This window comes from Williamsia sp. Y853 (assembly GCF_056786495.1).
In genome coordinates, this window is the sequence record NZ_JBXCJC010000004.1 from 855,666 (window position 1) to 871,279 (window position 15,614).

The following is a 15,614-nucleotide window of genomic DNA, read 5'->3' on the forward strand; positions in this document are numbered from 1 at the left end:
GCGGCGGGGCGTGCTCAGGTGCATCTGGCGAAAGGCTACACACGGTTTACTTATGCGTGTAAGTTGGCGGTCGAGTGAGTTGGGTGTCGTGATGGCTGCACGTCGAGATACCAGCCCGGCAAGCTCGGGAAGGGGAGTCCGGTGGCGTTCTGCGTTTCGGCTGTTGGTGCTGGTAGGGGCGATAAAGTTCTCTGCCGGTCGTGGGAGTCGGTAGGCGGCGGCGCTGGAGTCGAGCGGTGTGGATGTCGGCGGAAATGGCGTCTGTACCGCGAGAGAGGTGTGTGGGGCCCGGGCCGGGTCTTCCGTGCTCCGAGTCGTGTCGATCGAGGGTGGGAGCCGGCCGCGACATCAGTCAAATAGAATGGCGATAATTCGCGAATTGAATCGTATGCAAACTGATGTGCGGGCACATCAGTGTTATTGATCGTTTTCTATTTCCGGGTGCAATTGATGTCTGCATTCTTCTGAATTGAGCATAAACAAACGGGGCGACCTTCCGGAGTTGCCGCGGTTCAGCTGGGCAGTGCGGCCGTCAGCGAGGTCCAGTCGAAGTCGCCGTGATCGCTACCGAGGCCGGTGGCCACAATTCCGGCCACCGCGCAGCCCAGCTGTGCCGATCGCAGGAGACTGAAGTCAGCCATCCGGCCGGCGATGAAGCCGGCCGAGAATGCGTCCCCACAGCCACTGGTGTCGACGACCTCGACATCGGTGGCCGCGGCGTGTTCGGCTGCCGCCGCCGTGACGACCCACGCCCCCTCTGCGCCTGCCGTGACCGCCACGCATCCGACACCACGGTCGATGAGGGCGCAACATCCGTCGATCAAATTAGTGGCCCCGGTGAATCCGAGGACCTGCTCGTCGTTGGGCAGTAGGTAATCCAGGTGTGGCAGTACCGGGTCGATCCAGGCCAAGACGCCAGGGTCGCCCGGCGCGAGAATATCGGCGGAGATCGTCACCCCCGCAGCATGTATCGCTTCCAGAACCTTCACCAGTTCGGTTGGATTGAGCAACTCGGGTGCGCCGATGTGCACGTGGTCGGCACTGGTGAGCAGATCGAGGGGGACCTGGTCGAGCGGATAGGTGAGGTTGGCGCCGGGCATGTGCAGCGCCGGTCGGTCACCGTTGCTCCGGATGGGCAGCACACTCATCGACGTGGGTTGATCATCCACGTGCACAAGATGTTCGGTGACCACACCGTGTCGTTGCAGAAGCGTGGTCAGTAGATCGCCGGAGTCGTCGCGTCCGATCGCGCCGACCGTGGAAACCGCCGCGCCCAGCTTCGCGAGCGCGATCGCCGTGCCCCCGGCCGGACCCGCAGGCACCAGCCGGATGTGCGGGACCAGCAGCGCACCTTGGCCTTCGGGGATCTCATCGACCGGATGCACCACCACGTCGAGGACATGCGCTCCGAACGTCACAATCTGCATGTGTCATCTCCTGCTGATCGGCGAGTAGCCACGCGCTGCCGCAGCGACCGCCACCGCGACGAGCTGTTCCTGATTCAAGACCGCACCGACTCCGACCGCTGCGGTCCGCAGGTAGATCTCCGCCAGCCATTCGACGAGTTCGATTCGTTCGCAGGCGGTTTCGATCGAGTCGCCGTACGCGACCGATCCGTGATTGCGCATCAGCGCGGCGGTGCGCTCGACGAGGGCCATCGCCACGGCGTCCGTCAGCTCCTGGGTGCCGAAGACCTCGTGTGGCGCCACCCTCACACCGCCACCAACCAGCGCCGCGGTGTAATGCACTGCCGGCAGTTCGTCGACGAGATTGGCCACCGCGATCGATGCCACCGGGTGTGCATGAACTACGGCCTTCGCGCTCGTCGACCGATAGATCTCCAAATGCAGGAGCAGTTCGGACGTCGGTGTGTAAGGGCTGTCTGCCACCACCGTGCCGTCGAGGTCGGTGACCACCGCCTGAGCTGGCGTCAGGAACTCGAGGTCGGCACCGCTGGGTGTCACGAGAATCCGGTCCCCGACACGGATCGACAGGTTGCCCCCGGTGCCGATCACCAGGCGACGGCGGGCCAGTCGATGGGCGGCGCTCACCAGCCAGGCTCGCTGATCGTCGAAGTCCATGATGACGAGGCTAGCGGTGGGTGGCGGTGATCGGTGGGAGATCACCGCCACCGGCGAAGACTTGCTCAACCGGTTTCGCCACGGCGCCTGCCGTGGCGGATCGTCAGATCGCCGGAGCCAGGGCGCTGAGTGCAGATCGGGAGAATCGCCCGGCCGGTGCGAACTTCGCCAGGATGGAATCGGCGTCCTCGCCGGTCACCGCGGAGATCAGTGCCTTCGCGTCATCGACCGAATTGATCGACAGGACCGGTGACGGGTCGGACAGCAGTCCGAAGAGTGCGGCGCCGAACTTCGGGTTCGTGGCTGCGGCCGGGAACAGGACGGCCCCATAGTCAGCGAATACCGGGTCACGCAGGAAGATTCGGGTTGCCAGGTTGGCGGCATCGACTCGGCTGGTCAAGAAGTTGTTGTAGGTATCGGTGATCCAGGCGTCATCGAACTCACCCTCGTGATCCTTGGCCGCGGCGACCAGCTGTGCTGCCTGGATGAATCCGCTCTGTGCGCCCTGGCCGGTGATTGGATCGTAGGCCACCGCGGTGTCACCCAGTGCGGCGATGCGATGTCCACTTGCGGTGTGGCCCAGCGCGTTACGCACTGTCGGTGTGACGGCTCCCTGCAGCCAGGAGTGCGGATCTTCTTCGATGACCCGGGTACTCAGCACCTCGGGCAGATCCCAGTCGAAGTACTCGCGGTGCAGGTCGATGACCACCTTGTGCGCCGAGTGAGCATCGGTGACCGACTGGAAGCGCCGCTCCCACTCACTGCCCGGCTGTGCCCAACCGAGGAACGACCATGACGGTCCGGCGTCCTTGTGCAGATACGGGCCCCACCAACCTTCGCCCTGATCTGCGAAGTTGAACGCCTGGTGCTTGCCGCCTGCCGGGCTGCGGTGCGCAAACACATCGGGTCCGTGGTCGAGACCTTCGACGGTCAGCAGCAGCACGCTGCGCTGCGGACTCTTGTACGGTGACCTCGCCTCGTCCACCGAGAACAACTTGGCCAGTCCACCTTTGCCGGTCGCGACCAGCGTCAGGTCGTATTGGCCGGCGATCGTGTCGAGCCGGTCCGGGTCGACCTCCTCGACGATGAACGTGCCGCCCTTCTCCTGGAACTGCGTGATGCGTTCGTCCACCTTGAGCCGCGTGTCGACTCCGATGGCCTCGAAACCGGGGAAGTCGGCGTCGAAGTCGAGGAGTTCGGTGTAGTCGTGGCCGCTGCCGGTGATGGTGCGGGCACTGATGCCGGTGACCTGCGGCGCGCGGCCGGCAAAGGTGTCGACGCCGAGTGCGGCCTCGGACTCCTGCGACAAACCAAAGGTGACCGCGGTGCCGGTGGCGGAGACATCGCGAAACAGGCTCTGCTGGTTGCGGTCGCTGTAGACGGTGACGTCGAATCCGGCGTTCAGGAAGCCAACGGCCGCCGAGATACCGGTCTGACCGGCTCCGATGATGGCGACGGAACGGTTGGTGTTGCTCATAGGGTGATCTCCGATGCTCGTACGAAACGTATGTGCGGGTAGGCGAATACGGTGAGCATCCGCTGGATACGAGATCGACGGAACCCTTCAGATCAGGGGGAGATTAACTACTGCCGCGGTGATCCACCTCAACGGATGGTGACGCGCCGTCTCTGGTCTTGTCCCGCGCTGGTGTCGCGGTACTAGAACCCGTGGTTCACGGCCTCGACGTTGTTGCCGTCGGGGTCACGGAGAAAAACGCCGTAGTAGCTCGGGTGGTATTCGGGCCAGACTCGCGGTTGGTGCAGAATCTCGGCGCCTGCTGCCACCGCGAGTCTGTGGACTTCGTCGACCGCCTCGCGGCTGGATGCGGTCAGTGCCAGGTGGACCGGGCGGGTCCCGGGGTCGACGAGCGGCCCGAACCAGAGTTCCGGAAAGTCGCCCGTCCCAAGGCCGACCACAAGACCGTCGGGGCGTTCGAATCGCATCACCTCGTGAACATCGAGCGGTGCGAAGACGCTGACGTAGAACGCTGCGCAGGCGGCCGGATCAAGTGACTGCAATGCCAGGTGATCGATCATTGCCTGATGGTAGTCCGCGGCAGCGCGAAAGATCTTGAACTGCAGGATCTTGCGGAGGCATACAGTCGGCAGGGCGAATTGTCTACGACAGAAGAGGTGTGCAGGTGTCACGACTGGAGAACAAGGTTGCATTCATCACCGGGGTAGCCCGTGGGCAGGGACGAGCGCATGCGGTCCGTTTGGCGAGTGAGGGTGCCGACATCGTCGGAATCGATCTCGCCGGCCCGTTGCCTGGCGTGCCCTATGACTCCGCGACGCTTGAAGATCTCGCCGAGACCGTGGCCTTGGTCGAGGCGCAGGGTCGTAAGGCGCTGCTGCGGCAGGGCGATGTCCGGGACCTCGATGCGCTGAAGGCACTGGCAGCCGACGCGGTTGATCAGTTCGGCGGACTCGACGTGGTGGTCGCCAATGCGGGGATCTGCATTCCGGCGACGTGGGATGAGTCGACGCCGGAGATGTTCCGCGATCACATGGATATCAACGTCACGGGTGTATGGAACACGGTCATGGCCACCGCGCCTGCACTGGTCGAGCGTGGTGGCGGATCGGTCATCCTGATCAGTTCGTATGCAGGCAAGAAGGTGCAGCCGTTCATGGTGCACTACACCACGAGTAAGCACGCGGTGACCGGCATGACCCGCGCGTTTGCTGCGGAACTCGGTGCACACAACATCCGGGTCAACAGCGTGCATCCCGGTGCTGTGGCAAGCCCGATGGGGTCGGGGGACATGGTCGCGCGGATCGAGGAGACCGCCGCCGCCAACCCCCGATTGGCGGTGATGGGTACTCCCTTCCTCAACCAGTACGTGGCCGAACCCGAGGAGATCTCCAACGCCGTGGCATTCCTGGCCTCGGACGAGTCGTCGTTCATGACCGCCGAACACGTATCCGTCGACGGTGGTGCTCAGTACTTCTGACCGCAAACCGCCTACGGTTGATGTCGTGGGCGAGACAACAGGTACTCCGGAGCGGATGACGGCTGCCGAACTGCTGGCGAAGCTGGTGGACGAGGGCAGCTGGCGACCCTGGGACGTCGAGTTGACGACGCTGCCGGACGATCCGGGCTACGCGGCCGACATCGCCCGCGCCCGCGAGAAGACCGGGCTCGACGAGTCGGTTCTGTGTGGAGAAGCCACCCTGTCCGGTGGGCGCATAGCCGTGGTGGTGAGCGAGTTCGGGTTCCTGGGTGGGTCGATCGGCCGCGAAGCCGGACGACGGGTGGTCGCGGCTATCCGCCGCGCCACTTCCGAACAGCTTGCTGTGCTGGCACTTCCGGCTTCCGGTGGTACCCGCATGCAGGAGGGGACACCGGCCTTTTTGCAGATGGTCAACATCACCGCTGCCGTGGTCGATCACAAGGCGGCGCGGCTGCCGTACCTGGTCTATTTGCGGCACCCGACAACCGGTGGGGTGTTCGCTTCCTGGGGTTCGTTGGGGCATGTGACGCTGGCCGAGCCGGGCGCGTTGGTCGGATTCCTGGGCCCTCGCGTCTACAAAGGGCTCTATGGGCACGAATTTCCGGCCGGCGTGCAGGTGTCGGAGAACCTGCGGTCGCACGGGTTGATCGATCTTGTTGTCGGTGTTGACGAGCTGGGTGCGACGGCGTCCCGCATCGTCGGCCTGCTCGGGCATCAGGAGTCCGAGGGCGAAACTCAGCCCTCGTTGGAAGACGGTGCTCCGGTGGTGGCGCAGGATCCATGGGCCGTGGTCACGGCATCGCGTGCCATCGACCGGCCGGGGGTAAGTGATCTGCTGAAGCGGTCGACTACCGAGTCGATCGAGTTGGCAGGCGGCGGCGAGGTCGACTCTCGAAGTGGAATCATCCTGGCGTTGGCCAGTTTTGGTGGTGAGTCGGCGGTGGTGGTGGGCCAGGACCGCAAGCGGCAGGTGCCTGGCGCACTGATCGGTCCGGCGGATCTGCGACTTGCACGACGAGGGATGAGGCTGGCGCAGGGTCTGGGTCTTCCGCTGGTGACGGTGATCGATACGCCGGGCGCCGACCTGTCCGCCGATGCCGAAGAGGGAGGCCTGGCCAGCGAGATCGCGCACTGCATAGCGGAGTTGAGCGCGCTGACCGTGCCGACGATCTCTGTGCTGTTGGGGCAGGGCGCCGGGGGTGCGGCGTTGGCGTTGTTCCCGGCTGATCGGGTGATCGCGATGGAGAACTCCTGGCTCTCGCCGCTACCGCCCGAAGGTGCCAGTCTGATCGTATATCGCGACACCGAACACGCTGCGGATCTGGCTGCGCAGCAGGGTATTCGGGCCACGGACCTGCATGCATCGGGCATCGTTGATGTGGTGCTCAGTGAATCGCATCCAGAGGCCTTGGACTTTCTGCCTGACCTGGGAGCCCATCTCGAGTACGAGCTTGCCGTGCTCAAGACACTCGAGATCGATGAACGCCGCCAACGCCGCGATGATCGCCGACGCCGGATCGGTGACGCGGTCGGCTGAGTCGACTTCTTTCGTCGCACCCGGGTTCGGCAACGGCTGGTTTCTCCGACTCGATCTCGTTCACACGTTCGATGATGATTGTGAACTTTGACCAAGTTGTTTGTGCAGGTCAGGGGTGACGCGGCAGGAATTCGTCTACCGTTGAAGGATGGTTAATGTTCAACGCACGTTCACGGTCGAAGCGCCGGTCGACAAGGTTCGCGCATATCTACGCGACTTTGCCAATGCGGAGCAGTGGGACCCGGGAACGCAGAAATGCACGCAAGTCGGATCCGGGCCGGTCGTCTTGGGTACCGAGTGGGACAACACCTCGAAGATCGCCGGGATCAGGACTCACCTGAAGTACACGCTCACCCGCGACGATCCCGACCGGGTCACCCTTGAGGGCGTCAACAAGACCGCAACCAGCATCGATGATATTTCGATCTATCCGCAGGGTCCGGCCAAGACGTCGGTTGCGTACCACGCGCATGTCGTCTTCAACGGAGTCGCGAAGCTGTCCGATCCGGTTTTCGGGATGGTCTTCAAGCGTCTCGCCGACGAGACGCAGAAGCAGATGACCAAGTCGCTCGGCGCGCTCTAGGTACTCAGGCGTCGCACCGACGCGGGGATCTGGCCTTCGGTCTCGGTGATGGGTCCGTCGTAGACGGTTCGCATAGGTATGTGTCCGGTCCAGGTATCAGAGTTGTCGGTGCCGGGACCACCGGCGCGCGCCTTGGTGATCCATTGGCCGTCGACGATCGGGAGCGACAAGACGATCGTTGCGGCGATCTCCTTGTCGGTGTGTGGACGGACTTCGGTGCTGCGGCCCGGGAGGATGCTGTCACCGAGAACGTTCAGTGCCTCGCGCGGATCGACATCGGAGTTCTCGATGGTGCCGCGCACCACCGCCGATCGGTAGTTCATGGAATGGTCGAAGAGGGTGTCGGCGACAACCAGTCCGTCGACAACAAACGCCGAGACCGCAACCGGGGCTCCGGCCGCAATGTGTCGCAAGGCCCCGGCTCCGGTGGAGCCATGCATCAGGATTGTGTCGCCGTGTCGGGCGATCAGCATCGGCACCGACCACGGCAATCCGTCGACGACGGTGGACACGGTCGCGACGTGTGCCTCGTCGAGAATCTCGTTGAGCAGTGTGCGGTCGCCGCGGCGTTCTTTCTTGCGATTCAGTTGATCCACGATCTCCCTTTGCTGTTGTTCTCTGCGCTCAAAGTTCCACCGAAGCGTTGGGATGGTCAAGCGGAATTGCTTTGCGTTCTGGTGGGCCGAGGCGAACACATCGAGCGAATCGCGGCAGACGGCCTCCGATACGGTCGTCGCGCTGGCCACCGAATTGAGCGCGAGTGGTAGAAGGTAGGGATATGACTCTCATCAGTGTTTCGGAGTTGGCCGATCAACTGGCATCCGAGCGGGACAACCTGCGGATCCTCGACGTGCGGTGGTCGTTGCCCGCACCGGACGGACGCGAAGCCTTTGCAGCAGCGCATATTCCGACCGCGGTCTATGTCGACCTGGAGACCGAACTGAGCGACCACTCGATCGAGGGTCGGGGCCGCCACCCGTTGCCGTCGGGTGAGGCGCTGCAGACTGCGTTGCGCCACTGGGGTGTCAACAACGGCGACACCGTGGTGGTCTACGACGACTGGAACCGCGCTGGTTCTGCCCGCGCCTGGTGGGTGCTTCATGCGGCGGGCATCTCCGATGTGCGGATTCTCGATGGCGGCTTGAGTGCGTGGGCGAAGGCCGGTGAACCCGTTGCCACCGGAGAGACCGCCGTTGTCGGTGGTGACGTGGTGGTGTCGCAGTCGGACCTCTACGCCGGCGCCTTGCCGACGTTGACCGCCGAGCAGGTCGACGACTTTGCCGGTGTGTTGGTGGATGCCCGTGCACCCGAACGGTTCCGGGGCGAGGTCGAGCCGGTTGATGCGGTGGCCGGTCACGTGCCGGGCGCCGTGAATGCACCGAGCACCGCCACCCTGGATGACGAGGGCTTCTTTCGGACGCCGGAACAGTTGCGGGAGTTCTTCTCCGGCGTCGGGGCCGACGGATCTGAGCCGGTCGGCGTGTACTGCGGGTCGGGTGTCACCGCAGCCGTCGACCTCGTGGCGCTGCAATTGGCGGATATCGATGCGACGTTGTTCCCGGGTTCGTGGTCGCAGTGGAGTTCGGATTCGGCCAATCCGGTAGCCACCGGACCGGCGTAACCCGGCGCCTACGGCAGTTCAGGCGTGCGCGGCGGGACCGGTCTGGGATCCGCGGCACTTTCGAATGCCGCCGCCATCGACAACAACAGGCTGTCGTCATAAGCCTTGCCTGCGAACGTCAGCCCGATCGGCATCTGGGTGTCGGCCATCAGTCCCATCGGGACGGTGACGGTCGGGATGCCGCAATGGCGAATCGCGAGATTGCCGTTGGAGTAGCGCACACCGTTGGCCCACGCGATGTCGGCGGAGGCAGGATTGACGTCGGCGTCGGCGGGTCCGACATCCGACTGTGTCGGAAACACCACGGCATCAATGTTGTTCGAGTCCATCCAGTCCTCGAAGTCCAGCTTTCGGGTGGCTTCGAGCCCGCGCAATGACTGCTGCAGATTGGGCAGATCCTCCAGCGCGGGCACACCCTGCTTGGCTCGTTCGACGGTGACCGCGAAGTCCTCGTCCTCCACGTCGTAGCGGTCGGGGAGTGCGCCGTCGGGAGGTGGGAAGATCTGCGATCCGTCGACATCGGCCAAGGCCGACAGGTTCGGGTCCCCGTTGGCGTCGAGGAAGTCCTGCCACCCCCACATCATCAGGACACCCATCTCCCAGGCGTAGTAGTCGGGTGGCACCAATCCGCGAGTGACCATGCTCCGTGCGCCGGGCCGGTCCTCGTCGTGGTTCTCGACCACCGGGAAGTCCGTCTCCACGACCGTGGCACCCAACGACTCGAGCACCCTGCGGGCCTTGTGCCACCGGTCGATGATCGACTGCCGGGTGTGCACCGGATCCTTGCCTTGGTCATCTTTGTTGATGTACATCCGAGGGACCGCAAGGCGTTTGCCCTGCAACGCGGCCGCGACCGTCAGTGCGGGATAGCTCGGTGGTCTGATCGCAGAGGCCTTGGGGAGCTCGACCACCTGCTGCATCCGCCAGAAGTCGCCCCGGGTCTGCTTATCGTCGTCGACGATGACATCGAGGATCTCGAGCATGTCGGCGACCGTGCGGGTATGCGGGACAACAACATCCATCGTGGCGTACAGCGGCCAGTTGCCGCGCATCGAGATGACACCCCGGGAGGGCGTGTACGCGACCAGACCGTTGTGGGAGGCCGGCGCTCGTCCCGACGACCAGGTTTCCTCGCCGAGACCGAACGCGGCAAAGCTGGCCGCCGTCGCGGTACCCGATCCGTTCGATGACCCAGAACCGAATGAGGACGTGAGAAAGTCTGCGTTGTAAGGACTTTCGGCACGGCCATACAGTCCGCGTTGCATACCGCCGGCAGCCATCGGCGGCATCGTTGTCAAGCCAAGGCAGATGGCACCGCAGGCACGCAGTTGGGCGATCGCAAAGGCGTCGTCGCCGGCAATCAGGTCTTTGAACGCTGGAGAACCGGCGGCGACCGTGAGCCCTCGCACCTTGTAACTGTCTTTCGCGGTGTACGGAATGCCGTCGAGCGGACCGAGTACCTCGCCGCGCTGACGTCGCAGATCCGAGGTCCGCGCTTCATCGAGTGCATCCGGGTTCATCACCGGCACCGCGTTCAACCGGATGCCGTTGTGGTCGTAGTGTTCGATCCGGTCGAGGTAGCGCCCGACCAGTTCGACGCTGGTGACTTTGCCCGTGTCGAGGGCCAGACGCAGATCGGCGATGGACTTCTCGACAACACGGAAGGTCCCGGCGGTGCGCATGGCGTTCAGAATGCCATCAGACCTCGGCGGTCGGCTCGGTCTTGAGCGCTTCGAACCGTGCTTCGACGTAGGCCGAGATCGTGACCCGACCAGGCTCGAGCTCGATGACCTGGCGGTCTTCGGAATCGCCGGGAGGCGCACCGGTCACGGCCATCGCGCGCGGAATCCCGCCGTCCGGCTCGAAATGCTGACCGCCCGTGGTCAGGCCGAGCATCCCGGGATCTGCGATCGCCACGGCATTGAACTCGCTGTAGCCGAGACCCTGCGTGTATCCCTGGGCTTTGGCCAGTGCGTTGCGGACGGCCAGGTCGCGAACCTGCGCGGTCCGCTTTGCTTCGGCCTTGCGGCTGAGCCACCAGTGGATCCGACCGACCGCGACCTCCTCCATCTCGGAGACCTGATCGATGAAGGCGCCCAGCGCGCTGAAGTCCTTGAACGTCACCCTGACCGACGCGGATGAGCGGTAGACCCACGGGCGCTCCTTGGCTTGCCAATCGTAGGGCCGGTACCGGTCGTGACGCAGCTGATCAAGAGACCATCGCTGCAGGGGTGAGTTGGGCTGCTCTTGGAGTGCCTTCACCAGATCGGTGACGGTGGTGACCGCCGCCGTCACCGGTTCGGACGCGCCTTCCCGGGTGGTGCCGTCAGAGTGCACCGACAGATGCACAGTGCAGCGGTTCGGGGTGAACTGTCGGGTCGCGTGGCCGGAGACGGTGATCGTGACGGGGCGAGGGATCATTGCTGCAGTGTGCCTAGGTGGTCTGACATTTCGGCGCCGTCGGAGGCGTGCGCATCGGCGATGACGCGGCGCGGCGGTATGACAAAGTGGTCGGGTGATGCTCTTTCCGTCGTTGACCCAGGCCTCCCTCACCAATAGGGCGGACGACCCCGCCTTCGTCACGGTCGGCGACACCGTCCTGTCGCGAAGCGATCTCATCGGTGCGGCCACCTCGGTCGCCGAGCGGATCCGCGGGGCCAGGTGCATAGCGGTGCTGGCGCAGCCCACGGCGCAGACAGTGGTAGCCGTGGTGGGTGCGCTGATCGCCGGCGTCGCCGTCGTCCCGGTTCCTCCGGATGCGGGCGCGACCGAACGGCAGCACATGCTGACCGACTCTGGTGCTCAGGCCTGGCTCGGCGCGGCCCCCGAGGACACCGCAGGTCTGCAGGTTCTCCCGGTCCGGATGTACGCGCGGTCGTGGCACAGCCATCCCAAACCGCATCCGGATTCGACGGCGTTCGTCTTGTACACCTCCGGTACCACCGGACTCCCCAAGGGCGTCCCGATGAGCAGGCGTTCCATCGCCGCCGGCCTCGACGCCCTCGCGGACGCCTGGGCATGGACCTCGAATGACATTCTGGTGCACGGCCTTCCGCTCTTCCATGTTCACGGTTTGATCCTCGGTATCCTCGGGCCGCTGCGAGTTGGCAGCGCCGTGGTCCACACGGTGAAACCGACCCCCGAGAACTACGCCGCGGCCGCGGGCACGATGTACTTCGGTGTCCCGACGGTGTGGACACGGATCGCCGCCGACGAGGAGTCGGCGCGCGCACTGGCACCGGCCCGACTGCTGGTGTCGGGTAGCGCTCCGCTGCCGGTCCCGGTGTTCGAGAAGATCAAAGAGCTGACCGGCCACGAGATCGTCGAGCGTTACGGGATGACCGAAACCCTCATCACACTCAGTACCCGTTTCGACGGCGAACGTCGTCCGGGCTGGGTCGGTTTCCCCATCGCCGGAGTCGAATCCCGCCTGCGCGACGACCAGGGCGCCGAGGTTCCGCATGACGGAGAAACCATCGGCAACCTTCAGATTCGTGGTCCGATGGTGTCGCAGGGGTACCTGAATCGGCCCGACGCCACCGCGGAATCGTGGATTGGCGACGGCTGGTTTGCCACCGGCGACGTCGCCGTCATCGATCCCGATGGCATGCACCGGATCGTCGGACGGGCCTCGATCGACCTCATCAAATCCGGTGGCTACCGCATCGGTGCAGGCGAGATCGAGACCGTGTTGCTCGGCCATCCGAGCGTGCATGAGGTCGCCGTGATCGGAGTGCCCGACGACGATCTGGGACAGCGCATTGTCGCTGTTGTGGTCGGAGATGGCATCAACGAGACCGAACTCATCGACCTCGTTGCCTCCGAGCTCTCGAACCATAAGCGGCCCAGGGAAATTCGCGTAGTTGACGAACTACCCCGTAACGCCATGGGTAAGGTGCAGAAGAAGCTGTTGCTCTAGGGGACTATGAGGAGGCTTGGACATGCATGCATTCCGCGCGGCGGTCGAGGAACAACGGATCGATGACATCGCAGCGATGCTCGACGAACACGTCGTCTTTCACAGCCCGGTCGCCTTCAATGCCTACAAGGGACGCGACGTCGTCGACATGATCCTGCGTGCCGCCTTCGATACTTTCGAGGACTTCACCTATGTCCGAGAACTGAATTCACCACTCGATGGCTATACCGGCCTGATATTCAAAGCCAAGGTCGACGGCCTGGCCATCGAGGGGTGCGACTTCATCCACGAGACACCCGACCACCTCATCGACGAGTTCACCGTCATGCTGCGCCCGATGAAAGCCACACAACTGTTCTCCGAGAAGATGGGCGCCAAGCTTCCGGCGCGGTGACCTCAATCAGCAGTAGGGGCGTTGTCAACAGGAAACGGAGTCGTCCACAGCCACCGCATGATTGCGGTAGATCAGCCGCGATCGGTCGCTGACCGTCAATAACCTCAACCTCGGTTCATCGAGGATATGGGGGAATCTGATGGCACCAGTACTCAAGGCAGATCGTGATGCGCTCGCCATGCTCGCGACCGATCTACGGGCTGCGGCGCGCGGAATCCGCGCGATCGAGATCCACCCGGCGGTTTCGGATCTGCTGCGGGGTTTGGCGGGATCCGACGTAGCCGTTGCCTGCGAAACGGCGGAGCAGCAGATCGAGTCGGCCCTCGAGCGCGTCGCAACCCGTGTTGATGCGTTGGCGCAGAAGAACGCGCTCGCCGGAACAACATATGGCATCACCGACGGCCAATACGCCGACTCGATCAGCGGCTTGCTGAAGCTGTGAACGATGAGCAAACCGACTGTGTCACAAGTGCGTACGTGGTTGACCCATGCGCAAGCGCTCTCGGACGCCGCCACCGAGATCGATTCTGCGGTCGACTCATTCGACACGCGGATGAATGACATCTCCCGCGCTGTCACCACCACGATGCAGGGCTGGCAGGGCGACACAGCCGAAGCGTCACAGGCCCGCGCTGACGCAGAAACGCAGGCGAGTAGCCGCTTGGCGATCACCATCCTCGACATCGCCGACGACATCAACCGGCTCGGGCCAGACATCGTCCACTCCTGTCGGGTTGCCCGTGACCGCGCAAATTCCATCGCATGGCTCGGCTACCTCGTTGCCGACGACGGTGGCGTCACGGCACCGGCCGACTGCCGGCCCGGCCATCCCACCGACATCCCGGCGAGTCTGCCGATCCGCGATGTCCGGGCGCTGGCCGACCGCAAGGCCGCGGGACATCAGCTGTGGTTGTCGGAAGCCCTGGCCACCGCCGGTCAGGCTGATTCGACCCTGGCCGTCCAGATCACCAAGACCCTCGAAGAGTTGGTGCTCAATGCCGAACGGGCGACCGCGCCCGTCCCGCTACGGCAAGCCGTGCAGGAACTGGTGGATGGCAGACGCAAGCTGCCCATCGATCCGTACCTGCTCAAGACACTCTGGGATGGTCTGACCCCTGCAGAGAAGGCGGCGTTGTGGAATAGCAACCGCGACCTCGGCAACATGGACGGGATACCGATTGCCGACCGTGATCACTTCAACCGCCGGTACTTGCTCGAGTTGGAAACGATGTCTCGTGACGTGCTCGCAAATGATGAGGCGGGGCGATCTCATCGTGACCAGGCGCAGCGGGACCTTGCTGCGCTGAGTGCAGTGCAGAACGCACTCGGGGACGAGGTCGGTGGGAGGAAGCGCTATCTGATGCAGCTCGATACCAAGGGTCGCGGGGCGATTGCGGTCAACAATCCCGATACCGCCGCCAACATCGTCACCTACGTACCGGGGACGGGATCGAAACTCAGCAAGATCAGCGGGGGAGTCGTCCGCGCGGATCGCATGGTCCGCGCCGCCAGTCCGCACCGAACGACGGATACTGCGGCGATTGCCTGGTTCGGCTACGACGCACCACAGGACATCGGTGCCGCCGGCTCCGGTGCGCCGGCAGCACGCGGGGCGCAACCGCTGGTTGATCTGCAGGACGGTCTGCGCGCAACCCACGAAGGAGCGAGCCCTTCACACAACACCATCGTCAGTCATTCCTACGGGACCGTTGTCGCTGCCGAGGCGGCCAGTGGCGACCGGGAGCTGGACGTCGATGACCTGGTGTTTATCGCCAGTCCAGGGTTGGGCGGACCCGATGACGTGAATGACCTGAACTTGACCGGGCCTGATGATCGGCCGAACTCTGATCGGGTGTGGTCGACAGTCGCGAGAAACGACTGGATCAACTTGGTCGAGGGAGTCCACGGCGCCGACCCTCATGACCGGGGGTTCGGCGCGCAGGTCTTCACATCCGACAACGGTTCGGGAATCAGTACCGCCGCACACGGCAAGTACTGGGACGAGGGCTCGGAGTCACTGCGCAATATCGCCCGAATCGTGACGGGGAAGTACGGGGAGGTGCAGTACCCGGAAACCGCCACCTCGGTGAACGGCCGGTGAATTGGGTCGAGGGTGCCTGACCAGGCGATTTGACGCCGACGGACTTGTTCCCGTAACTTTCTTCAAGTCAGCCAGTGAGGCGCCGGAGAGGAAGAAGCCCGGAGCCGAGAACACCGACAGGGAAGTCTTTTCCTGAAGGAACAAGGTTGACCGCCCATAGTTGAATGTGCTCCGCTTTTCGGTGGAGGGTTCAAACGCGGGTGGCGACGGACTGCGAGAGCAGCGAGTTGCGGACCGGATGCGAGTCGGGTAAGCTTGAAAAGTTGCCTCCGAGACGGAGACAGCCTGTTAGATACAATAAAATATCCCTTCCAGGATGGCATCGAATGCGTGTGTCGAAGTTGGTTGCGGGTGTGTTCTTTGAGAACTCGATAGTGTGTCGATGGATTGTTAGTGCCAATTTAGGTGCTGTATGTCTGTCACG

At 63.9% G+C, this 15,614-nt stretch carries 15 protein-coding genes; 8 read left to right on the forward strand and 7 right to left on the reverse strand.

Annotation, left to right across the window (positions count from 1 at the left end):
• Positions 1-512: 512 nt before the first annotated feature.
• The 4 genes from AC1TPF_RS24500 to AC1TPF_RS24515 form a co-directional block, all read right to left on the reverse strand.
• Positions 513-1,427, reverse strand: a complete 915-nt coding sequence (locus AC1TPF_RS24500; protein WP_482145535.1) for a carbohydrate kinase family protein — start codon at positions 1,425-1,427, stop codon at positions 513-515.
• A gap of 3 nt (positions 1,428-1,430) precedes the next feature.
• Positions 1,431-2,081, reverse strand: a complete 651-nt coding sequence (locus AC1TPF_RS24505; RefSeq protein WP_482145536.1) for a class II aldolase/adducin family protein — start codon at positions 2,079-2,081, stop codon at positions 1,431-1,433.
• Positions 2,082-2,184: 103 nt separating this feature from the next.
• A complete protein-coding gene (locus tag AC1TPF_RS24510; RefSeq protein ID WP_482145537.1) occupies positions 2,185-3,558 on the reverse strand; it encodes a styrene monooxygenase/indole monooxygenase family protein in 1,374 nt (457 codons plus the stop codon).
• A gap of 182 nt (positions 3,559-3,740) precedes the next feature.
• A complete protein-coding gene (locus AC1TPF_RS24515) occupies positions 3,741-4,118 on the reverse strand; it encodes a VOC family protein (protein WP_482139989.1) in 378 nt (125 codons plus the stop codon).
• Between the two features lie 104 nt (positions 4,119-4,222).
• Between AC1TPF_RS24515 and AC1TPF_RS24520 the strand changes: the two genes are divergently transcribed.
• The 3 genes from AC1TPF_RS24520 (at position 4,223) to AC1TPF_RS24530 (ending at position 7,155) form a co-directional block, all read left to right on the forward strand.
• On the forward strand, positions 4,223-5,035 hold the full coding sequence (locus AC1TPF_RS24520) for a mycofactocin-coupled SDR family oxidoreductase (RefSeq protein ID WP_482139988.1): 813 nt from the start codon (positions 4,223-4,225) through the stop codon (positions 5,033-5,035).
• Positions 5,036-5,090: 55 nt separating this feature from the next.
• Entirely contained in the window at positions 5,091-6,572 is a 1,482-nt protein-coding gene (locus tag AC1TPF_RS24525) for a carboxyl transferase domain-containing protein (RefSeq protein ID WP_482145577.1), read from the forward strand.
• Positions 6,573-6,720: 148 nt separating this feature from the next.
• Complete coding sequence (locus AC1TPF_RS24530; RefSeq protein WP_482145538.1) at positions 6,721-7,155, forward strand: SRPBCC family protein; 435 nt, start codon at positions 6,721-6,723, stop codon at positions 7,153-7,155.
• Here the strand turns inward: AC1TPF_RS24530 and AC1TPF_RS24535 are convergent.
• A complete protein-coding gene (locus AC1TPF_RS24535; RefSeq protein ID WP_482145539.1) occupies positions 7,152-7,751 on the reverse strand; it encodes a pyridoxamine 5'-phosphate oxidase family protein in 600 nt (199 codons plus the stop codon). The two genes, AC1TPF_RS24530 and AC1TPF_RS24535, sit on opposite strands and share 4 nt — an antisense overlap.
• A 182-nt stretch (positions 7,752-7,933) precedes the next feature.
• Between AC1TPF_RS24535 and AC1TPF_RS24540 the strand changes: the two genes are divergently transcribed.
• The gene (locus AC1TPF_RS24540) at positions 7,934-8,776 is read left to right on the forward strand and encodes a sulfurtransferase (protein ID WP_482145540.1); all 843 of its coding nucleotides are present in this window, start codon (positions 7,934-7,936) and stop codon (positions 8,774-8,776) included.
• Between the two features lie 8 nt (positions 8,777-8,784).
• On the opposite strand, the gene AC1TPF_RS24545 is transcribed toward AC1TPF_RS24540, so the two are convergent.
• Positions 8,785-10,458, reverse strand: a complete 1,674-nt coding sequence (locus tag AC1TPF_RS24545; protein ID WP_482145541.1) for an amidase — start codon at positions 10,456-10,458, stop codon at positions 8,785-8,787.
• 16 nt (positions 10,459-10,474) lie between these two features.
• Positions 10,475-11,197 (reverse strand): SIMPL domain-containing protein, encoded by a 723-nt coding sequence (locus AC1TPF_RS24550; protein WP_482145542.1) that lies wholly within the window; start codon positions 11,195-11,197, stop codon positions 10,475-10,477.
• A 97-nt stretch (positions 11,198-11,294) separates the two neighbouring features.
• Between AC1TPF_RS24550 and AC1TPF_RS24555 the strand changes: the two genes are divergently transcribed.
• From AC1TPF_RS24555 to AC1TPF_RS24570, 4 genes are all read left to right on the forward strand, one after another.
• On the forward strand, positions 11,295-12,695 hold the full coding sequence (locus AC1TPF_RS24555) for an acyl-CoA synthetase (RefSeq protein WP_482145578.1): 1,401 nt from the start codon (positions 11,295-11,297) through the stop codon (positions 12,693-12,695).
• Positions 12,696-12,717: 22 nt separating this feature from the next.
• On the forward strand, positions 12,718-13,089 hold the full coding sequence (locus AC1TPF_RS24560) for a nuclear transport factor 2-like protein (RefSeq protein ID WP_482145543.1): 372 nt from the start codon (positions 12,718-12,720) through the stop codon (positions 13,087-13,089).
• Between the two features lie 139 nt (positions 13,090-13,228).
• Positions 13,229-13,531, forward strand: a complete 303-nt coding sequence (locus tag AC1TPF_RS24565) for a hypothetical protein (protein WP_482145544.1) — start codon at positions 13,229-13,231, stop codon at positions 13,529-13,531.
• Between the two features lie 3 nt (positions 13,532-13,534).
• Positions 13,535-15,190, forward strand: a complete 1,656-nt coding sequence (locus tag AC1TPF_RS24570) for an alpha/beta hydrolase (RefSeq protein WP_482145545.1) — start codon at positions 13,535-13,537, stop codon at positions 15,188-15,190.
• Positions 15,191-15,614: the final 424 nt, after the last annotated feature.